The organism is Sinorhizobium chiapasense (assembly GCF_045277575.1).
In the GTDB taxonomy this organism is placed as follows: Bacteria; Pseudomonadota; Alphaproteobacteria; order Rhizobiales; family Rhizobiaceae; genus Ensifer; species Ensifer chiapasense_A.
On record NZ_CP144207.1, the window covers coordinates 37,098 to 56,565 of the forward strand.

General features: G+C 56.5%; 19 protein-coding genes. 12 read left to right on the forward strand and 7 right to left on the reverse strand.

Going from position 1 to position 19,468, the window contains the following annotated elements; translation table 11 throughout:
* The first annotated feature begins 11 nt into the window (after positions 1–11).
* Entirely contained in the window at positions 12–236 is a 225-nt protein-coding gene (locus QM996_RS31330) for a hypothetical protein (RefSeq protein WP_334141948.1), read from the forward strand.
* 306 nt (positions 237–542) lie between these two features.
* Positions 543–1,781, forward strand: coding sequence for a phosphoglycerate dehydrogenase (gene serA / locus QM996_RS31335; protein WP_334141950.1), 1,239 nt, complete (start codon positions 543–545; stop codon positions 1,779–1,781).
* Positions 1,782–2,079: 298 nt separating this feature from the next.
* On the opposite strand, the gene QM996_RS31340 is transcribed toward serA, so the two are convergent.
* Positions 2,080–2,997, reverse strand: a complete 918-nt coding sequence (locus QM996_RS31340) for a recombinase family protein (RefSeq protein WP_334141951.1) — start codon at positions 2,995–2,997, stop codon at positions 2,080–2,082.
* A gap of 517 nt (positions 2,998–3,514) precedes the next feature.
* Here QM996_RS31340 and QM996_RS31345 point away from each other — a divergent pair.
* The 6 genes from QM996_RS31345 to QM996_RS31370 all read left to right on the forward strand — a co-directional run bounded on the left by QM996_RS31345 (position 3,515) and on the right by QM996_RS31370 (position 9,152).
* Positions 3,515–4,660 (forward strand): RHE_PE00001 family protein, encoded by a 1,146-nt coding sequence (locus QM996_RS31345; protein ID WP_334141952.1) that lies wholly within the window; start codon positions 3,515–3,517, stop codon positions 4,658–4,660.
* 128 nt (positions 4,661–4,788) lie between these two features.
* A complete protein-coding gene (locus tag QM996_RS31350) occupies positions 4,789–5,553 on the forward strand; it encodes an ABC-three component system protein (protein ID WP_334141954.1) in 765 nt (254 codons plus the stop codon).
* The gene (locus QM996_RS31355) at positions 5,463–5,759 is read left to right on the forward strand and encodes an ABC-three component system protein (RefSeq protein WP_334141956.1); all 297 of its coding nucleotides are present in this window, start codon (positions 5,463–5,465) and stop codon (positions 5,757–5,759) included. Before QM996_RS31350 ends, QM996_RS31355 begins: the two co-directional genes overlap by 91 nt.
* The gene (locus QM996_RS31360; protein ID WP_012478041.1) at positions 5,737–5,985 is read left to right on the forward strand and encodes an ABC-three component system middle component 8; all 249 of its coding nucleotides are present in this window, start codon (positions 5,737–5,739) and stop codon (positions 5,983–5,985) included. The genes QM996_RS31355 and QM996_RS31360 overlap by 23 nt, the downstream gene beginning before the upstream one ends.
* A 2-nt stretch (positions 5,986–5,987) precedes the next feature.
* Positions 5,988–7,796: a DUF2326 domain-containing protein gene (locus tag QM996_RS31365; RefSeq protein WP_334141965.1), complete on the forward strand. Its 1,809-nt coding sequence runs from the start codon at positions 5,988–5,990 to the stop codon at positions 7,794–7,796.
* Positions 7,797–7,850: 54 nt separating this feature from the next.
* Positions 7,851–9,152: a HEPN/Toprim-associated domain-containing protein gene (locus QM996_RS31370; RefSeq protein ID WP_334141967.1), complete on the forward strand. Its 1,302-nt coding sequence runs from the start codon at positions 7,851–7,853 to the stop codon at positions 9,150–9,152.
* A 288-nt stretch (positions 9,153–9,440) separates the two neighbouring features.
* Here QM996_RS31370 and QM996_RS31375 read toward each other — a convergent pair whose 3' ends face one another.
* Positions 9,441–10,316: a Shedu anti-phage system protein SduA domain-containing protein gene (locus tag QM996_RS31375; protein WP_334141969.1), complete on the reverse strand. Its 876-nt coding sequence runs from the start codon at positions 10,314–10,316 to the stop codon at positions 9,441–9,443.
* Between the two features lie 107 nt (positions 10,317–10,423).
* Entirely contained in the window at positions 10,424–11,686 is a 1,263-nt protein-coding gene (locus tag QM996_RS31380; protein WP_334141971.1) for a hypothetical protein, read from the reverse strand.
* 183 nt (positions 11,687–11,869) lie between these two features.
* On the opposite strand from QM996_RS31380, the gene QM996_RS31385 reads away from it, so the two are divergent.
* The 4 genes from QM996_RS31385 to QM996_RS31400 are packed head-to-tail and all read left to right on the forward strand — an operon-like array spanning position 11,870 to position 15,655.
* Positions 11,870–13,006, forward strand: coding sequence for a radical SAM protein (locus QM996_RS31385; protein ID WP_334141972.1), 1,137 nt, complete (start codon positions 11,870–11,872; stop codon positions 13,004–13,006).
* Positions 13,003–13,587, forward strand: a complete 585-nt coding sequence (locus QM996_RS31390; protein ID WP_334141973.1) for a 3'-5' exonuclease — start codon at positions 13,003–13,005, stop codon at positions 13,585–13,587. Before QM996_RS31385 ends, QM996_RS31390 begins: the two co-directional genes overlap by 4 nt.
* Positions 13,584–14,168 carry a DEAD/DEAH box helicase family protein gene (locus tag QM996_RS31395; protein ID WP_500270556.1) on the forward strand — a complete coding sequence of 195 codons (585 nt, stop codon included), beginning with the start codon at positions 13,584–13,586 and terminating at the stop codon, positions 14,166–14,168. Before QM996_RS31390 ends, QM996_RS31395 begins: the two co-directional genes overlap by 4 nt.
* A gap of 56 nt (positions 14,169–14,224) precedes the next feature.
* A complete protein-coding gene (locus QM996_RS31400) occupies positions 14,225–15,655 on the forward strand; it encodes an HD domain-containing protein (protein WP_334141975.1) in 1,431 nt (476 codons plus the stop codon).
* Between the two features lie 75 nt (positions 15,656–15,730).
* Here the strand turns inward: QM996_RS31400 and QM996_RS31405 are convergent, their stop codons facing one another.
* Genes QM996_RS31405 through QM996_RS31420 form a run of 4 tightly spaced genes read right to left on the reverse strand, consistent with a single transcriptional unit; the run spans position 15,731 to position 19,468 of the window.
* Positions 15,731–16,381 carry a PIN domain-containing protein gene (locus QM996_RS31405; protein ID WP_334141977.1) on the reverse strand — a complete coding sequence of 217 codons (651 nt, stop codon included), beginning with the start codon at positions 16,379–16,381 and terminating at the stop codon, positions 15,731–15,733.
* Positions 16,356–17,546 (reverse strand): helix-turn-helix domain-containing protein, encoded by a 1,191-nt coding sequence (locus QM996_RS31410; RefSeq protein ID WP_334141978.1) that lies wholly within the window; start codon positions 17,544–17,546, stop codon positions 16,356–16,358. The genes QM996_RS31405 and QM996_RS31410 overlap by 26 nt, the downstream gene beginning before the upstream one ends.
* Positions 17,530–18,924 carry a 7-cyano-7-deazaguanine synthase gene (locus QM996_RS31415; protein WP_500270557.1) on the reverse strand — a complete coding sequence of 465 codons (1,395 nt, stop codon included), beginning with the start codon at positions 18,922–18,924 and terminating at the stop codon, positions 17,530–17,532. The genes QM996_RS31410 and QM996_RS31415 overlap by 17 nt, the downstream gene beginning before the upstream one ends.
* Positions 18,905–19,468 carry a hypothetical protein gene (locus tag QM996_RS31420; protein ID WP_334141982.1) on the reverse strand — a complete coding sequence of 188 codons (564 nt, stop codon included), beginning with the start codon at positions 19,466–19,468 and terminating at the stop codon, positions 18,905–18,907. The genes QM996_RS31415 and QM996_RS31420 overlap by 20 nt, the downstream gene beginning before the upstream one ends.

Genomic DNA, 19,468 nt, shown 5'->3' on the forward strand with positions numbered 1-19,468 from the left:
GAGGAGGGATCGTGGAAATCAGCGCCAGTGACCGCGAACTTATCACGGTGATGCGACAGTATTTTGCAGCGAAGAGCGAGCTGGAGGGCTTGAAAGAACACTTGGAGGCGTCACGACAGGCAGCCGGCGAGGCGATCGGGGTGTTCTACGATCCTCGCCAGAACGTCGAGCACGCCGCTGACTTGCAACGTTCGCATCGCTTGAAGGGAGAGATGGCGTCGTTGACGAAGCGCTGAAGCCTGGGGGAGGACAGCATCGACCGATGACCGACACGATAGGTCGGAGGCGGAACTGGAAGACTGGCAGTCGTTTGAGAAGCGAGCCGATTCATTCTTCGGCTCGTAGTCATGATGATCAGCCGCGCGGCTCGTCGAAGGGACGGCGAAGCGGAGGTCATCCTTCGTTGCTAACCTTTGGGTAGGAAGCATGGAAAACCGCGATACGTGTTCGCGGTATCAGGGTGTTGATATTGGCCTGTCCGGCCGCTTAAACCTTCATAGGCGCCGAAGCCACATCGGCCTTTCGGAAATCGGAGCAACACTTTGAGCCGCCAACTTTCTCTCCCACGCAACCGAATTTCCGTGCTTCTGCTGGAAGGCATTAGCCAGACCGCGGTGGACTACTTTTCGTCGTCCGGCTACACCAACCTCATTCATTTGCCGAAGGCGCTTGACGACAAGGATCTTAAGCGCCACATCGCCGACGCTCATATCATCGGCATTCGTTCCCGCACGCAGCTGACGGACGAGATTTTCGAATCCGCCAAGAAACTGATCGCCGTTGGCTGTTTTTCCGTCGGTACGAACCAAGTCGATCTGGATGCAGCGCGGCGGCGCGGCATTCCGGTGTTCAATGCACCTTATTCAAACACGCGATCGGTGGCCGAGCTTGTGATCGGCGAGATTATCATGCTGACAAGGCAGATCTTTCCGCGCTCGGCTTCCGCGCATCAAGGTGGGTGGGAGAAGTCCGCTGTCGGCAGCCGGGAGGTCCGCGGCAAAACGCTCGGCATTGTCGGCTACGGCAATATCGGATCGCAGCTCAGCGCGCTTGCCGAAAGCATGGGCATGGTCGTGCGCTACTTCGATCTTTCCGATCGGCTGCGCCGGGGCAATTCGGAGTCGATGGCCTCGCTCGGCGACCTTCTCGAAATCTCTGACTATGTGACAATGCACGTTCCCGAAACACCCTCGACGCATAACATGATCACCGAAACCGAACTGCGCCGCATGAAGAAGGGCGCCATCTTCATCAACAATTCTCGCGGAACGGTGGTCGATCTCGATGCGCTTGCGAGAGTCCTGAAAGACGGGCATCTAGCGGGCGCCGCCGTGGACGTGTTCCCCAAGGAGCCGGCATCGAACAACGAGCGTTTTGAGACGCCGTTGCAAGGCTTGAGCAATGTCATTTTGACGCCGCATATTGGCGGCTCCACTGAGGAAGCCCAAGAGCGCATCGGCGGGGAAGTTTCGAGGAAGCTGGTCGAGTATTCCGACATCGGCTCAACGATGGGCGCCGTCAACTTTCCGCAGGTGCAGCTGCCCGAGCGTCCGAACGGCACGCGCTTCATTCACGTACATGAAAACCGCCCCGGCATGCTCATCCAGCTCAACGAGATCTTCTCATCGCGCGGGCTGAACATCGTCGCTGAGTTCCTTCAGACACATGGCGACACGGGCTATGTGGTGGTCGAGGCCGAAGGAATTTCCGCAAATGCCGACGAGATTCTTCAGGCCCTACGCGAAATTCCTGGAACGATACGAACGCGATTAGTCTACTGACAGCTGACCGTGGCTCAGCGCATCAGCGAATGATCACATTTGGTTTGGTTGCCATCGCTGAGATCCCGGGCCTGATGGAGCTGCTCCGCCGTTCCTGCATGAGGCGTTCAGGAACTTTCGGGGAGGGGAGAGCGAGCAGGGACCGGAAGAACCCGCCGCCGCGTTCCAGGCTGACGGCACTGAGCTGAAGCTGCGGGCCGAGCGACTACCGTCGCCTGGCGCAGCAGATCCTGCCTATGCCATCGGACAGCGGTAAGAAAAGGCACTGTGCCATCGGTCGCCTTATGAACCATGCCCTTCAGCGGCGGATGAGGCCAAATCGGTGGGCTTCGTCCAGCAGGTCCCGGACGGAGGAGGGCTGCCATTTCTTGCCGCCGCGCACAGGCCGTTCTCCCATCTGGTCCAGTTGCGCGGCAATGTCGCGAAGCGATAGGTCGGGATCGGCGATGGTGATCGCCGCCACCAGCTTCATCAGATGGTCCTCGGAGGCGCGGCGAGGGGATCGCACCAGGAGTTCCTTTTCCGCGAGCTTTTCGCGGACCAGGCGATGAACGGCGCGACGAAGGCGCTCGACGGTCCAGTCGTGACCGCGGCGATTGAGCACGCGCACGACATTGTCCCAACTGTGCTGAGGCCGGAGTTGCCGCACCATCGGCAGCCATGTCTGCGCGGAGGCAATGAGCTCATCGAGATACAGCTTCTCGCGTGCCTTGGAGACTGCCTTGATCGCCTCCGGTCGTCGTTCTCGCAGGCCGGGGTTTCCAGGAAGCTTGCCGCGCGCCTTCGCCGCGTTGATGCCGGCTTTGGTGCGCTCCGCAATCAGCGCTCTTTCGAGCTGCGCCACCGCGCCGAGAACCTGAAGGGAAAACATGCCCTGTGGGGTCGAGGTGTCGATCGGATCCCGGATCGATCGAAAATGCACGCCGCGTTGCTCAAGATCCTCGATCAGCTGCAGCAGATGGCTCACCGATCGGGCCAACCGATCGAGGCGAACTACGATGAGGACGTCGCCCGCGGTGAGCTGGCCGAGCACTTTGGTCAAGACTGGGCGAGCGCGCGATGCCCCGGAGCCGTGCTCCTGATAGATCCGATCGCAGCCGGCGGCCCGCAACTCGTCGAGCTGGGCGTCATGGATCTGCTCGTCCGTCGAGACGCGGGCGTAGCCGATCAGCCGCTTCTGAGGCTGTTGGACGTTAACTGTTGGTCGCTTCGCCATCGCGCTTTTTTTACGGCCTCGTTTTGAGTGCTTTGTACAGATAAGGAGTGCGCGAGAAATTGTTCAGTTGCAAGCGTGTTTTAGACGCTGAATAGCGGGCCGCCAGATTCGAAACGCTGCGTCGGATGAGCAACGGAGCGGGAGTACAGGCAAATGCGCACCAGCGGCCCTCTGTGGCGGAAATGCCGGAAAACCAAGGCTTCTCGAGAGTGCCGAAGAGCGAAAAGCTCGCGACAGCGGCTCGGGGGACGTTTCGGTAAGGAGATGATGGAGGTCGCGCGGCTGGCGACGCTTGGATCCACGCTGCGGGCAGTCCGGTCAACATGGCCGAAATCGGCCGAAAAGCCCGGAAAACGAGGCGTTTCCGCTCATCCAGGACGATCGACATAGGCGATTTGCGACCCAGATCCATCACTATCGATACCTGAAAACTATCGATAGTGACACAGCTCCCAGCAGCCATACCAAGTGTAGAACTCTAACTTTCAGATAGAGTTCGTGTAAGAAATCATTTACCATGATTTCAATGCCTTATGATCTCGCCAAATTGCCGATCCAGAGCCTGCTGCGGCCAATCTCCGACGCCGGCGTCGCGCTCGCCCGTCTCGACGAGCGCATCGCCCGTTCGCCGGTTGGGGAAGGGTGGATCGAACGCTCCCATTTCGCCGATGCCTGTGCCTCGCTGTGGATCGACGGCGAACTTGTCCATCTCGAGGACCTGGTGCTGCACGAGGCCGGCCACGACATTCGCACCCCGACGCACGAACTCACCATTGCCCGCGACGTGCTCCGCAGCCGCCGGCGCATCGCGGCGCAGCCGCCTAGCTGGGCGCTGAGCCCCGACGGTCTCCGCACGCTCCGGCAGGCATCGCCAGCATCCCTTCGCGCCGAGAGCCCTGTTGGAAGTGTCGTGGCAACGGCGGATCCTGCTTCCGTGGAAGCAGGGGAGGGGGAGGACGCATCCGAGCAAAATTCCAGTCCGTTCGACGCCGAGTTGGCCGAGATCGACGCGGTGCTCGCCCGATCGGACGCCGTCATTGAAGAGGCAAGGCGAACCGGCCCCGGCAAAAGCGCTCGGGCCGAAAAGGATCCGCTGGTTTACGATCTCGACTGGGACGAGGACAAGCGTCTTGAGGAATGGCGCGGCGTGCTGGCGATGAGCGGTGATCTGCCGCCAGTGCTGCAGGCGATTGTCGCCCTCGACTCTTGGAACCAACTCGCGGTGCTGCAACACGCGCCTTGGCTCGGCCGGCTGTTTTGTGCTTCGATCCTGCGCCAGGCCGGGATCACGTCAGGCGCTCACCTCGCCGCCATCAGTTTCGGCCTGAAAGCCATTGCGGTTGATCGGCGCCGGCATCGCGATCGCGAAACCCGGCTGCTTGCCATCGCCCAGGGGTTTTTGGCAGCTGCCGAGATCGGCATGAAGGAGCACGACCGGCTGGTGTTGGCGCGCACTATGATGGAGCGAAAACTGGAAGGGCGCCGGACGTCGTCAAAATTACCGGAGCTGGTCGAGCTGGTGATGGCAAAACCGCTGGTGTCGGCCGGGATGGTGGCCAAGACGCTGGACATGACGCCGCAGGCGGCGCGGCGGACCGTTTTGGAGCTGGGGCTTCGCGAGATGACGGGCAGGGGGAGGTTTCGGGCATGGGGAGTGATCTAGTGGCCCAGCCCTCTTGATATGTCAGGATTCCATTAAACGGGTAACCGTGGGCGTTGCAAACGCAATTGCGCTCGGATAGTCCAAAAACGTTAGAGTTATATTCAACTTTTGTTTGCAAATCTGGTCCTATGCTGCCTCGCGATTACAGACTCCACGAGCTAAATGAGGACGAGTTCGAAAGACTCGTCGTACGCATTTGCGTGCGTTGGCTCGGCGAGGGTGTAACGCCCTTTGCCCGGGGACGGGACGGCGGCCGTGACGGAAAGTTCCACGGGACCGCCAACAGCTTTCCAAGCACGGCTTCACCGCTGTCTGGGCATTTCGTCTTGCAGGCCAAGCATATCGCTGCGCCAAACAAATCATGCTCTGATCCCGATTTCGCAGGGCTGCTTGCGAAGGAACATGAGAAGATCAAGCGCCTTAATGGTGAGGGCATCTGCGATCACTACCTCGTTTTCGCCAACCGAAAATATACCGGCGGTGCGGATGAGAAATATATGAAGGATCTCAAGGCGCTCGGTGTGACATCCGCCCACATCGTTGGTGTCGAGCGTCTTCATCTAGCACTCGACGATTATCCTGATATCCGCGAAACACTGCCGAATCTGCTCGATCCTTCGCCCTTTCGCTTCAATCCAGACGATCTGGCTGAGGTAATCGGCGCGCTCCATTCCTACACCAAGGATGACGGGCAAAGCGCCTTTGAGAGTGCATTCGACTTTGAGAAGTTGAAAATGCCGTTGAAAAACAAGCTCAACGGGGTTTCGGACGAGTATTATACCAAGTCATCGTCGCGCAATCCATGCCGCATTTCGACCGAGTGGCGCAATTCCTCCAAAATCCGAGGAATGACGATTTCGCAGCGCTGTATCACGACGCCGCCGACGAGCTGAAGCAGAAGATAATCGCAAAGCGCGCCCAGTTCGGAGCGTTCGATGACATCTTCCTATTCATGTATGAGCAAATTCAGCAGAAGCGCGACGTTTTGAAGGGCAAGCGACGCCTGATTTCGATCCTGCTGCACTACATGTATTTCAATTGCGATATCGGGATCAAACAGCTGGAGGAAAACGAAGATGTCGTCCATGCTGACGCCTAAGAAGCACCTGAACCTCGATACTTCGCTGCTGCGCGTGTTCTCGCTTGTCCTAAAGGAGCTGCAAAAGCGCGGCGTTTGCGAGTTTGAGAAGCTGCGCGGCGTTGTCATCCGGCGAGTTGGCCCGGACGGGGAACTTTCCTTCCTCCCCGCTCTCGACCTGCTGTTTTTGCTGGGCAAGGCAGAGTACCACATCAAGAACGACACTCTCGAATACAAGGCTGACTGACAATGCAAATCAGTCGCCTTTACTCAAACCTGCCTGACATTCTTTCACCGATCGGGTTCAATCATGAAGCCAATGCCGGTCGGCTCAACATCGTGCTCGGCGAGGTCAAGCATCCTAAGGATCGAAAGAAAGATTCGCATAATCTCGGCAAGACCACGCTCTTGCAGCTGATCGATTTCCTGATGTTGAAGGGATGGTCGCAGGACAGCTTTCTCTACAAACATCGGGATCGTTTCGCCGATTTTGTCTTTTATCTCGAGATCGCCTTGAACGGTGGTGGGTATGCCACGATTAGGCGTAGTGTTGCTGCACCCACGCGCGTCGCCCTTTCCCGTCATAAAGATCCCGATCAAAATTTTGACGGTGCTGCCGACGACGTCTGGGATCATCCAGATTTGCCGATCGATGAAGCGATCAAGCTTCTCGACGCATGGCTCGATCTGCGCGCGCTTCAACCTTACGACTACAGAAAGGCAATCACCTACTTCCTGCGCTCTCAGGGCGACTGGAGTGATGAACTGCAGCTGCAGAAGTTCCAGGCTGGGCGTGATCTTCATTGGAAACCGTTTGTCGCTCATCTTTTTGGCTTCAATCAGAACCCGATCACCCGAAAATACGAGCTGGACGAACGCATTGCGAAACTTCAGGAAAAGCAGTCTGAACAGCAGTCTGAGGTCCAGTTCAAAGAAGAGGACCTTCCCAAACTGACGGCGGAACTCGGGGTCCTCCATCAGCATGTCGAGGATTTGGAGGGGCAGCTCGACGCCTTCCGCTTCGACGATGAAGAACGTCGGATCATGCGCGAGCTCGTCGACACCATTGAGGACGAGATCGCCTCGCTCAATCAGCAGATCTACGATTCACGATACGATATTGGCCAGATCGACACCTCTCTCAGCCATAAGGACAAGTTCGATCTAGGCGAAGTTCAATCGATCTTTGATGAAGCAAAGCTTCATTTTCCGACGCAGCTCAAAAAGCAGTATGGCGAGCTCGTGGAATTTAAGAAGAAGGTCACCCAAGAGCGAAATGCCGCCTTGCGTAAGCGCCGCAAGGAGCTCGAGGTCGCGCTATTGGCTGCCGAAGGTCAAAAGACGTTGCTTGATGCTCGGCGAGTTGAGCGTCTTAAGGTTCTTCGCTCGACGGACACCTTCGACAAATTCAAGGCTTTGCAGAAGGACGTCACGCAACAGAAGGCGCAGCTTGTATATCTTGGCGAGCAACGCAAAAAGCTTGAGGCTGTGGCGGAAACTGCAAGGCAGGTCCGCGAGGCTGAGCGTGATCGTGGCCGGGTAGTAGACGAGATCAAGGCTATGCTTGAAAAGCCGACGGTGATCTATGAACGATTCGCTAGGATTTTTAACGAATACTGTCAAAAGGTGCTCAGTCACGAAGGTATTTTCTTCTTTCACATTAACTCTAACAACAATCTTGATTATAAGATCAGCCTGGGTCTTGCCGGGCAAAAGGGCGTTGCCTCTAGCCAAGGCGAGGGCACCAGCTACAAGAAGCTGATCTGCGCCTTGTTCGACCTGGCGCTGCTGCGCGTGTACGAGGACATTCCGTTCTTTCATTTCGTGTATCACGACGGAATGTTTGAAGCTCTCGACGATCGAAAGAAGCTGGCCTTCCTCGAGCTTGTCCGCGAGCAGGTCAGCCACCGAAAGCTTCAGTATATCATGACAGTCATCGCGTCTGATCTACCGCGCGATTCCAAGGGTAAGCTCGTTGCCTTCGCAGATGACGAGATAATCCTCCGACTGGACGATAGCGGACAAGCTGGCCGGCTGTTCAAGATGGCCGAATTCTGACTTCGATCTCACTGATGATCGCAGCGGAGCCGGGGCGGCGAGGGGTAATCTTCAATGGGAACTTACATCACTCTCGATATCGGCAAAATGGAGCTGATTGGTTCGAAGAACGATCCTGGGATCGATCACGGTCGCCTGTTTCACGAAAAGGATCGAAAGGTGATCCAACGTGACCAGGATTATGCGTACGAATGCCCGAATGGCTTTCAAACAACGCTATCGGAGGTATTGCCTCGGCTTGAGATGCTCGGCCATACGCTGAGCGTGGCTCGACAAGAGTACGAGAGTGCTGTCGATATCAACATGCGGCGCAGGGTCGAATATGCCAAAGATGCCGACGAGCCGGAGCCGAGCTTCAGCTTCTTCTCCTTCGATGAGATACTCGAGATAGCGGCTGAACTCGACCCGAGCGCCTTGTCGACCGCGATAGACGAGGACGACGAACGGCCAATCAGGATACTGGCCCAGGAACTTATGGAGCGCCTGCCCTGGCACGATGCCTGGGACTATGCCGGCCGGTCATATGAGCCGGATACCGTTTTTTCGCAGAGCACCAGTGCAGAGTATGTTCTAGGCGGATTCCACCCCTACAGTGTGATGCGCTTGCTCGCTGAAAATCCACGAAACCTGAACGCTCTCGTGACTTGGGACTATGGCCCCCTTGTGTCCAACGGTTACGCAAGTGAGGAGGAGTTCACCTGCTCGCGCCGCGATCAGGATTGCTTCTTGATTGTGACTGAAGGCGGGTCTGATGCGGCGATGCTTCGGCATGCAATCAGCCTGCTTCGTCCGCAGATTGCTGACTTTTTCCGCTACATAGACATGGAAGAAGGCTATCCGTTTTCCGGCACAGGCCAGCTTCATAAGTTCATGCAGGGTTTAGCGGCCATGAGGGTGCCGTTAAATGTGGTGGCCATCTACGATAATGATGCAGAAGGTTTTGCAGCTTACGGCAAAACAAATGAGCTCAAGCTGCTCACAAGCTATCGCGTCTGCATCCTACCCAATCTCGATGAATTCTCAAGATTTCCGACCACGGGGCCGACCGGTCCAGCGATGGGCGATATTAATCGACGAGCAGCGTCACTCGAATGCTACTTGGATCTGTCCCGGCGCGGACTTCCAGACGTGGTTGTCCAATGGGGCGGCTTTAACGACATAGTCGGGTCATACCAGGGAAGTCTAAAAGGGAAGACACAGTTCATGAACGACTTCCTCGGGTACCGAGGTAAAGAAGATCGACGCGGCGCTTACGACTTCATGAAACTGGAGAAGGTACTCGATGTCTTGGTTGGCGCATGCGTCGCAATAGCGTCGGAAGCGGCCGCATCAACGCAAGCAAGGCGCCTGCGCTGATTGCAACGATCTTGCAGCTGTAGCTCGGGTGAATTTTGTCGCTCCTGGAGTTGGGTTGGACGCTGAACGCCTGAGGATGGTTGTGTAGCAGCGTTATCATCTTGCCCGTTCTGAACGCCGTCGCGCCAAAGGCGGAGCCTGGCGACAGCCTTCGGAAAGCCAGAGGGGGATATGGCTTCGGGTGCGGCCGGTCACGATGCATGACATCGGGAATCCGATAGATTTTAACTTCCGTCGAAATGAAGATGGGGCCGCTCTCCGTAGCGGCCCTATTTTCGCGAACTCACGTTACTCAGCGTCGCCGATACCCATCAACCCGGTTCGACCGTCGGCCGCCCATTTGTCCCAGTAGCCCAAACGCGCTTTGACGAATTCCTTCCGGTCATCCGCCATATAGGGTGTCCGATCCACGACGAGATCTTTGCCTTCAATCTTCGACCGATTTGGCGCCCAGAGCGGCCCCATCTCCAGTGTTGCGGGCATGGCCACGGCTTCGTAGCGGCCGGACCGAAACTTCGCGGTCATGTATTGATCATGGTCCTTTATCGGGTGCAGCCGATCGAACGTCATGTAGTGCTCGCCATCCCGGCTGAGCCTCGCTCGAAGCCGATTAAGTTGAGCGTTTCCTTCGATTTCAGACCGGCGACCGTAGATGAGGACATATTGCGGGATGAATGTACGCCAGCGCGGCAACGCATCCATCAGATAGTGGTTGCAGAACAATGTCTGGTTTGCAGGTTCGCCGAACCAGCTTTTCCAGCGGGCGATTTGAGTCTGTGCTTGCGTGAACTGCGCGGTAGGCTGGCCGCCTTTGGTAAACATCCTCTTCTTCGGGGCCTCGATTTCAATCAGAACCGCATAGATGTGCAGACTGTCGGTGGCGATCCATAGAAAGTCTGGGATGTGCTCGTTAAAGCCCGGCAGGGATGGTTGCGTGATCAGTGCCGCGGGAAACGCGCTGTGGCCTGATGGCCCTGACATACTTTGGCCACCGGGAACCATGCAAGGATGGGTTTCAAGAAACTTCTGAAAAACTGCCTCGTCGTGATCATCCGCCGCGTCGAGCAGCTCACGCCAATCGCGCTGCACCAGCTCGCTATAGCGGTCCCAAGTCAGAGCTTTGGGTCCGCCTTCCAGTCTATAGGTTCGCTCAGTGGTCAGCACGTCGTCATCCTTTTATTCCCCCAGGCGTTCGCATTGGGAGCGGACCGCCGCATTGTTGAAATGGTTGCGTGACGATATTGACGTGAACTGATCAAGCGGCCTTAACGTCAAGCTCGTCCGGAAATGACTTCTGGTGCAACAAGCATTTTTTCTCGCAGATCGTCAGTAATGCCATCACCGTAGAGCGGTGACCCATCAGGGAAACCGGCCGCCAGCCATATGGCATCAAGCATCTGTCGCAAATTTTCGATAGATATTGAAGATGTTGACGGCATATCGACGGTTCCGAGATGGACGAAAGGAGTGCCCAGCCGCTTGCTAGATTTGTGCTGGGCACCCAACCGAACATCCTCCAATCCTTCTAGAGCCGCGTGGATAACCAAGGGCCCGCCGTCGCCGACTGCAGAGGCTATCTCTCCCATCCGTTTGGCCATCTCCACAACTCGGGCCTCCAGCGGCTCGATGTCGACCAAGATGTCCTTGTCATCATCGATCCGCTCCCCAACCGTGATTGCCGCGTCTATTGCTCCCGAGCGTAGAACGCGAAGGTACCATCGCGATTCCGGATTTGGCTTCCCTTGAACAAAGCGAGGCGGATCGAATTCAGACCACTCCCTCGAATTGGTTTCAGCCGTGCTCTCGCTGTAACGAGCGGGAATGAATTTCGGTCGTATTGAACTTATCGATCCGGGAGTAACCGAGCCCGTAGTCGCGGCTTCCGCTGTCACGAGTTTCACGACCAGGCGTGGGCCTGGGACGATGGCCGGTGTCTCTCCACGGTTAATCATCTGGATAAGGTTGGTGACGACGGCATGGGCGGGAGCAATAGTATCTGCGCTCGGCTTGCGGGACGCCCTTGTTGCCAGGACATCGTCCACGATTGCCTTGAGGTGGTGGGTTAGTATCTCCGCGAGCTTGGTGCGCTGTCCGCGACGGACGCCATCACTTGCATCCTCTTGAACAGAATACTGCGTCGGATGGCGCAAATGCGCCAGGTCGAAGGGAAGTTCCTGGGCTGGGCCGAAGGCTGCGTTCATCAAGAGCAGAATTTGCCTGTCTGTGAGGACGCCCCGGGCGTAGCCGAACTCGATCATTACATTCGGATTCGGCATTTTCTTGCCGTTCGACGTGGAACCGACGAATGTGACGTCCCCGAGGAAGATATCGCATTCCCGAATTTTGCGCAGGATCGTGTCACTGACATGGGGAGTACCCGGCACACCGGACGTATCCGAGTCGAGATAAATCTCGATACCGTGGGCACCTTTCAGGTTCGCGATGGCTGCCTCAAGCGCGTGGCGAATGAAATTCCGACACACCTTGCTGCCGCGGTCGCTTTGCCAAGAGTAAAAAAGATGAATCGGTTGCATCTCTCGACACTATCACCAAGAATCGCAACCTGCGGAGGGTGTCAGATCCGTGATCCCCAATAAAAAGGTGGGGCAAGAGAAGCTTGACGCGGACTTAAGTACACTACTGGCAAATCCCAAACAGCACTCTTGAACTTTCCACAGCAGTCGTTCAGTGTCAGGTTGTGTGCCGGGGAAGCATGAATGGTTAAAATTGAAATCTTGGATGCAAAGCCCGTGCGCCGTGCGCCGGACAATCTACCCTCAAGCCTGCGGAATTACATCGATTATCGAAAATCTGGCCTGAGTCTAAACCACATCGTCGGATGTCCGCTTGATTGTGGCTATTGCGTACGTCACCTGTTCGATAATTTCGCGATGAAACGACCTCATCTCATTGTCGACGACGAGGTTGCGGTAGGTGAACTGATAAGCCATTGGGCATTTCGCGCGCACACCACCCCGATACAGATCTTCAACCGGGCGACTGACCCATTCCTTCCCGGCGTGAAGAAGCATCTATTTAGAACCCTCGAGGCTCTTGATAGTCGCGGCTTCAGGAATCCCGTCTTAGTGATCACCCGATGGAAAATTGAGCCGGCAGACGTCGAACGACTTGAGGCGCTCACGAACCTGAAGTTGACGATCTTGGTGACATGGTCGGGAATTGACGATGAGCGGATTGAGCCGGTTTCGTCTGGGATCGCCGCAAGGAGCTTGGAGGTGCTGGCCAGTTCGGCTTCGCGCGTGAAGAAGATCCTCTACTGGCGCCCAATCATCTCGGACCTGAATGACACGACCGAACACTTCGCGGCGGCGCGCCGTCTTGCGGAATTCGCTGACGCCACGGTCTTCACCGGACTTTTCTATCGAGAGGAGATTCGGTCATATTTTCGAGAAGCCGGGGTGCCGGACCTTTATGCGGACATAGCGCGACGGAAGATTCTGCCCCGTGAGGCCGAAGGTCGGATTTTAGCGTGTTTCGAGGGGAGGCCGATTTTCCGCAAGACGTCGTGCGGGGTCGCCTTCGCGCACAGCATCGCAGATTTCAACGGCCATTTCGGGATAAACGAAATCTGCGACATCTGTCCTAAGACCCAGCGTGAGATCTGCGAAAAGCACCACCGTAAACCTGATTTGGAAGCTGTTCGGAGCCTCGCCCGTGTCGTGTCCTTGGTAGACCTAGATGGCATTGAGGTTTCTGATCGCCGGGTGGAAGTCAATGGCAGCACCGAGGCACAGCGCTATTTCATGCAGCACGCGTTGAACTTCCAAGTCCATGATCGGGCACAGCCTCATCGAAAGCATCGGCACGGGCGAGCGGAGATCGGATGGGAATGATGTGGGAAAAGGCTTGGGTGGTCGATGTAGAAGGCAACGGCGCGACACCTCCTGAAATTGTCGAGATCGCTTTAATGGAGCTTGTTAATTTGCAACCGAGCGGCCGCGCGTTCCATTGGCTCGTCAAGCCTGAGCGACCGATCAGCGCGGCAGTAACACGGATACACGGCATCACAGACGATGATGTCGATGATGCCCCCAGCATCGACGATATCGCCGAGGACATCGTGAGGTGGACCGATGGAAGGGTAATCATCGGGCACAACGTGCGCGTCGAACTCGACGCCATTGGCAGACCAATTCCAGAATGGAAACCGTCAGCAGCGATCGATACGCTCAAACTCGCTCGAGCGCTGCGCCCCGGTCTCGATTCCTACAGTTTGGAGAATCTCGGTGCCACTCTCGGCCTGACTGCCGAGGCGGAGCGCCAAACAGGGCTGAAGCAGCACTCGGCGCAGTTCGATGTCGCACTGACCGCCCTTCTGTTTACGACTCTGCTTGCTCCGCTGGATCGAGAAGGGCGCGATTTCCGCTCGCGCGAGGCAGATATTCTTTTCAAGGCGCAGGAGAGCTTTCTATGAGCATGAGGAAAGTTAAAGTTGGGATTGCCGGCACGCACTCAACCGGGAAATCGACCTTCCTCAAGCAATTAGACTCTGTCCTCTCCGCGGAAGGAGTCGCGATTGGTCGGGTGGCCGATCTTGCCAAAGCTGCTCGGGACCGCGGCTTTCCGATACTGACAGAGCATAATTTTGAAAGCACGGCTTGGATAATGGCGGAAGGCATGAGACAGGAGGCTGAAGCCGCCCTTTCTAATGAAGCCATTCTGGTTGACCGGCCGGTTTTCGACGCGCTGGGCTATTTGTATGCGGCTCTCGAGATTTCAGGGCGATCGTTGCCGGTCCGGCAGCTCGACGAACTTCGCTCGATCGCGGTCGCCCACGCCGGAGATTACGATGTGCTTGTCATGACGAAGCTTGATCCGGCAATCAGTCTTGGGGAAGGGCGCGACAAGAACTATGAGTTTCGGGTTGCAGCCGGCGACAAGATCCGCGTAATCGCCGAAGAAGCTGCTCTGCAACCTGTAATCCTTACATCTACCAACGGTGATGAGGTGTTGAAACAGATCTTGACGAGTGTCCGGAGGCATTTGGCGAACTAGACGGGGAAGCGCGCTCACGCGACCTACAAATTTTTTGAAGCACATTGGTGGGGAAAATGCAGGAGCTTTTGAATAAGGTCATCAAGGATCCGATTCACGGATTCATTGAATTCAACGGGCCGCGTGAGAACGACCTCAAGAAACTGCTTTCCGATCCATTTTTTCAGCGCCTGCGCCGCGTGAAGCAACTCGGTTTTTCCGACTACGTCTTCCCTTCCGCCGCCCATTCCCGCTTCGCCCATTCTCTCGGCGTATACAAGATCGCCAAGCGAATGCTGACGATCGTCGAGCCCGAAGGATCAAGAGGGCATTGGTCGCCAAAAGCCGAAGCATGCCTCGCCGCTGCGCTGCTCCATGACGTGGGCCATGGGATGTTCAGCCACGCCTTCGAGAAAGCAATGGAGTTCTTCCTTGCACGCAATAAGCTCGATGAGGCGAAACGAGAAAGCCTCGAAGACGCCGTAGACCACGAAAAGGTCACCCAGAAAATTATTGTCGACTCTACGATCGCCAAGGCACTGATCAATTTTGGTGGCACGGAATTTCCCGCCATGGTCCGCGACATCATCAAAAAAGCGGACAAAAGCTGCATCTACACATCTGTCGTTTCCAGTCAGCTGGATGCAGACAGGCTCGACTATGCCAAGCGCGACGCCTACTTCGCTGGCGTGTCGTCCGGCGGCATCGACCTGGATTGGCTGCTGCGAAATCTGAAGGTGGGTGAAAACGCCGATGCGCGTTTCCTTTATGTCGACAGCAAGGCGTACATCTCACTTGAACAGTTCACAGTGACGCTCTTCCAGCTCTATCCCACCATATACTTGCACAAGAAGACCCGGGGGCTCGAATTCATGTTCGCCCTGCTTCTAAGCAGGGTTTTTGAGCTGATTGCGGCAGGGAATGTGCCTGCTACCGGCCTTTCGGAGACTCACCCATTCGTTCGATTTTTCCGCGACCCAAGCAATCTCGACCAAGCGCGTCTGCTGGACGACACACTGTTTTGGGGATCGCTCCACCAATTTCGAGAGGCAAGTGACGCTTCAATCAGCGATATCGCGACGCGACTTTCTGATCGCCGAATCCTTCCGATGATCGATATCTGGAAGGTCGCCGATGAAGTCCTCGCCTTGAGGCCGGGCAACGTCGAGCTCACCGCGAAAGGTCGCGTCGAGCGGATCGAGGCGATATGCAAGGCTGTTGCGGCACGACTCCAGAAGGAAACGTCAATTTGGAGCGACGGCTGCTACTATGACACCTACAATCGCCCTATTTACAAGCCGATGGGTGTCGTAGGTGGCGATCCTCAGCAGATAAATGTCAGTGTTGGCGGACAGATCTTGGACATCGCGTCCATTTCTCCCGTTGTGGCAAGCGCCGCGTCCTTCAACATCCATCGGATCTATTATGACGATCGGAAAGTCCGCAATGCAGATGATTTGAAGAGGTTTATTCGCGAGGCAGTCGAAACGGAAATGGCTCGCGTTTAAGACCAGACTTCTGCCGCAGCAGCTCCGTGACCAGTAGGTTGTTAGTTCTATGGGGCTGTCTGTTTGTCGTGCGACTTAGAAAAGCATCGGATCCAATCTTTCCCGGTGCTGCTCGCTTTTTTCGCCGAATAGATGCCGGTATCCCGGTAGACAAGTGCAATGTCTGGCACGATCATCGCCAATTACACCGACGACTTCCGACGCGCTCTCTGGGGGAATACGCATACGCCCGTCACGCAACGCCAAAAAGAGGGCCTCCACGGAAAAGTCAGCCCCCAAGCTGGCCGTCGTATTCGGGTGAGACAGCAAGTCGAGCGACCATGCTGGTTCGATCCCGATAATTTCCTTAGCTCGCCTGCGGCCTCGCCGCTCGTCGATTACCGGGATAAGGCCTCGCCCCTTGGAAATAGCGATCGTCGCGGCTTCACCGTCATCAAGAGAGGACGCCGCGGAAGTGAGCTCAAAGAACATTTCGAACTCCTCCTCCGAAAGATCGACTACGGTGATGTTTCCAGCCGCCGCCAGTGCTTGCAGAAATGCCTCCTCGCCGTTTCGGCGGCTTGTCTCGTGATTGAGTTCTCGGGCGACGATGTGCGAGACGAAAATTCGATTGGGTATCGCAGCGAGAATCTCGACGCCACGCCGGCATGCGTGCAGATTGATCAACACGCTTGTATCGAGGGTCAATGCGGCGGTCGTCTCACTTAGAATGCTTGAGTAGGTCATCCGTCTCTTTTTCCTCAAGCTCAATCTGATCGACGATCTCTCGCAGCTGAAGCCTGCTGATCTTCAGCAGTTCCGAAAGCTGGCCCTCTGACATCAGCTCGCGCTTCCATGCCGCGTGGGCCATCAGGCTCATCCGGTGTGAGATCAGCCGATCTGCATCCGCCTTGCCGGCATCGCGCCGATCGGCTGCGCTGCCAAGCACTTCTCGTGCGTGGTCGTCCGTGATGCCGCCGTTGTTTTCGAACCACGACCAAGTTCCCTTTTTCACAAGCCCCAGCTCTTCCAAGCGAAGAACGCAGGCCTGGCGGGAGATGCCGTACTGGTCGGCGAGCAGGATGACGAGTCTACGCGTGGTTTTGCCAGTGATCTCCTTGAGCTGGCGGAAGCGTTCGCCAAAACTATCTGCCGGCGCCACGAAGGCGCGGCCGAAAGAATTTGCATAACGCTCGTCTCGCGAGAGAAACTTCTCGTCTTCCTCCAGGACCTCCGGCATGCGTCGCGTCCCGTAGAAGTGGCCGGTTTCGTGCGCGGCGGTCTGAACTCGTCGAGCGAGCGGATGGTTAGCGTTAAGTAGAATGCACGCCCCGACGTTATCGTCATAGGTGAAGAGACCTGCGACCCGTGAACGCGAGGACAGCCGCCGCTGGTAGAGGCGAATTCCTAATCCGTGCTCAATGACGGAGAAAATATCGGTGATAGGACCCGACCCTAGCCCTAGCCACTCTCGAAGCTCCTTTGCATGAGCTTCGCCCAGCATTGCTGCGTCGCCCTCGTTAAGCCCTCGCTCAGGCGGATAGTTAAACCGGCGTTGGATCCCGAGAATATTCTCCAGTTCGACATCGGCCTTGATCAGGTCATTGAGGAGCCGGACGGCCTCGATCGTATGTTCGTCTTCCGTCTCCCTTAGCTTTCGAAACCGTGGCACCAAATCCGTATGAACAGCTTCGCGACGCAGTAGCGCGTTGACCGATACGCCATAGTGGCGGGCCAGAGTTTGGATCTCCTGGATCCGTACGCGTCGAGCACCCTTCTCGATCGAAACGAGAGTCGGACGGGAGACGCCAATGAATTGTGCGGCGTCGTCTTGGCGAACGTCGGCATTCTCGCGAGCGATCCGGAGCCGTCGGCCGATTTCCTGCGCACTTAGCTCATTTAAAGCGGTCATGGCGACCTCCGTCCAGCCAACTTCTCAGGAAGCTTCCGTCACCTTGCGCGGACAAAAATGCCCGCCATTCTTTGGCATGCGTCATTAACATCAATCTCAAGTTTCGAAGGGTCTGCTCATAAGCCTCTCCAGTCGCCGCCGCAATCTGAGAGGCAAAAGGGCGCAATGCTGTGTCGGGCAGCTCACCCATCTCAGCAAGATGTTGAAGATGGCGCGCCCCAACACTCCCGTACTCGATCATGATATCGCGATCGGCATCTGCGGCGATTTTCGAGAGGGCTGCGTCAATCTCTACGGCGGCGAGATCCGCGATGACATAGGTATCATTGGGCTCAACGACTTCCGCTGCGTAAAGGCTCATCCGGCGCAGAAGGCAGGCCGCGCAGAGCCCGCATTGCCGGCGGCGCTCAGCATTAACGATTCTGCGCGTTTGCCAGCAGGAGCGAGTTTGGACGAGGTACTCTTTCTTTTTTCCGGGCAAGCCGAGGAACGCCGTCATGGTCTCTCCTTTCGTGGACCAAAGCCGTGGTTGCTCGAACCTGATATTGGTCCCCAGAAGGGCGCGCGTGAATCGCTCCATCTTTCTGAAGAACGTCGGGAAATTTCGGTAGTCGGTATAGATATTGTAAAGCGGCACGAGCACCGGTCCGAGCGCGCCTTGGCCACTCTCGGGAACGACAATCCTGGTGATGTTCGACAGGTGCGAGGCGATCGTCGCGATAGCCGCAAACCGAAATCCGCGTGATCGGAAGCTGCTCTCCTTGCCCTTAAAGCCCCTAACCCTGAAGGGGATTTGCGTGAAGTAGCTGTCACCATCCATCCTGCGCTGTTTGGTCCCGGCAACGCGAATACACAACGCTTCCGCAGGGGCGCCGCTGAGCGCCGAGACTGCACGTGAATCCAATCCGTTGCTGTAGGCGATTGCAAAGGTCTTGGTTTGATCAAAGACGAGCGGTAGCTGCCGCGATCCGATCGGCGAGCGATCGGTGGCTTTCACAAAGGTGAATCTCCAACTGTCGCCGGTAAGAAAGTTCATTGCGCTGCGGAGCGTCGTTTGAACTTCGGACCTGGACCAGGAATCGTAGTCGATGACAGGGACAGTAATGTGCAGTTTACGCAACCACGACGTTGGCCGCTTCCAACGACGATCGGCAAATTCGATGGCGGCCTGCACCACCATCAAGTCGTAGTGCTTTGCGGCAAAGCCCTTCACATCGAACGTGTCGAGAATATCAGGGACGAACCTGATATGTTTTCCAATCTCGGCAGACACCAGATTGTGCGACGTGGTATCCACGGCCCGCTGACCTTTCTCAATGGTGATTAGGTGCTTTTCCTCATAGAAGTCCGAGCCCGTTTCAGTCATCTGGTCCATCATTCACATCCTTGCGCGCGGTTCGGCGGAAAGCGTTTTTGTCGCCGTTCTCGAGCGCCGCACAAACGCTACCGACATCTATGGCAGCGAAGGTTTCTCGGTTTCGCTGTAAGCCTTTTGAAAAGTCCGAACGGCTCATATCGCCGACATCGCGCGCTCGAATACATTCTTCGTCTATGCGGTTCTTGGCATTCGCGAGGATGTCACCGACAGCTTGCTCGAGAGCCAAATCGAGTGACTTCCGCTCAGGCATCCCTTCCCTCAGATTGCAGAGAAGGTTCCGCTCCAACGCGTCGCCAAGCGTCGATCTTTCATTGTTGTCAAAGATCGCTTCTGTAGCGGCGACGCAATCGAGATCCATTTGCTCACGCGAGGCGCGAGCGTCGAGCTCACCGTAAAGCCGATCGAATAGCTTAATGTCGCCAAGAACGCTGTGGCAGGCCTGCTTGACGCGTTCGTCCTCGGAGACAGCATCGCTGACGAGGTCCTGCCCGTAGTGCTTCCATCTAGTGCTCAGTGCTGAATTTCGGAAAGGGCCATCAGTCAT

What these genes read in the sequence shown, in the direction of transcription:
- QM996_RS31340 (WP_334141951.1), bottom strand. Translation starts at nt 2,997, where the DNA reads ATGGCGAAGCGACCAACAGTTAACGTCCAACAGCCTCAGAAGCGGCTG.
- QM996_RS31345 (WP_334141952.1), top strand. Translation starts at nt 3,515, where the DNA reads ATGATTTCAATGCCTTATGATCTCGCCAAATTGCCGATCCAGAGCCTG.
- QM996_RS31350 (WP_334141954.1), top strand. Translation starts at nt 4,789, where the DNA reads ATGCTGCCTCGCGATTACAGACTCCACGAGCTAAATGAGGACGAGTTC.
- QM996_RS31355 (WP_334141956.1), top strand. Translation starts at nt 5,463, where the DNA reads ATGCCGCATTTCGACCGAGTGGCGCAATTCCTCCAAAATCCGAGGAAT.
- QM996_RS31360 (WP_012478041.1), top strand. Translation starts at nt 5,737, where the DNA reads ATGTCGTCCATGCTGACGCCTAAGAAGCACCTGAACCTCGATACTTCG.
- QM996_RS31365 (WP_334141965.1), top strand. Translation starts at nt 5,988, where the DNA reads ATGCAAATCAGTCGCCTTTACTCAAACCTGCCTGACATTCTTTCACCG.
- QM996_RS31370 (WP_334141967.1), top strand. Translation starts at nt 7,851, where the DNA reads ATGGGAACTTACATCACTCTCGATATCGGCAAAATGGAGCTGATTGGT.
- QM996_RS31380 (WP_334141971.1), bottom strand. Translation starts at nt 11,686, where the DNA reads ATGCAACCGATTCATCTTTTTTACTCTTGGCAAAGCGACCGCGGCAGC.
- QM996_RS31385 (WP_334141972.1), top strand. Translation starts at nt 11,870, where the DNA reads ATGGTTAAAATTGAAATCTTGGATGCAAAGCCCGTGCGCCGTGCGCCG.
- QM996_RS31390 (WP_334141973.1), top strand. Translation starts at nt 13,003, where the DNA reads ATGATGTGGGAAAAGGCTTGGGTGGTCGATGTAGAAGGCAACGGCGCG.
- QM996_RS31395 (WP_500270556.1), top strand. Translation starts at nt 13,584, where the DNA reads ATGAGCATGAGGAAAGTTAAAGTTGGGATTGCCGGCACGCACTCAACC.
- QM996_RS31400 (WP_334141975.1), top strand. Translation starts at nt 14,225, where the DNA reads ATGCAGGAGCTTTTGAATAAGGTCATCAAGGATCCGATTCACGGATTC.
- QM996_RS31405 (WP_334141977.1), bottom strand. Translation starts at nt 16,381, where the DNA reads ATGACCTACTCAAGCATTCTAAGTGAGACGACCGCCGCATTGACCCTC.
- QM996_RS31410 (WP_334141978.1), bottom strand. Translation starts at nt 17,546, where the DNA reads ATGACCGCTTTAAATGAGCTAAGTGCGCAGGAAATCGGCCGACGGCTC.
- QM996_RS31415 (WP_500270557.1), bottom strand. Translation starts at nt 18,924, where the DNA reads ATGATGGACCAGATGACTGAAACGGGCTCGGACTTCTATGAGGAAAAG.
- QM996_RS31420 (WP_334141982.1), bottom strand. Translation starts at nt 19,468, where the DNA reads ATGACTGATGGCCCTTTCCGAAATTCAGCACTGAGCACTAGATGGAAG.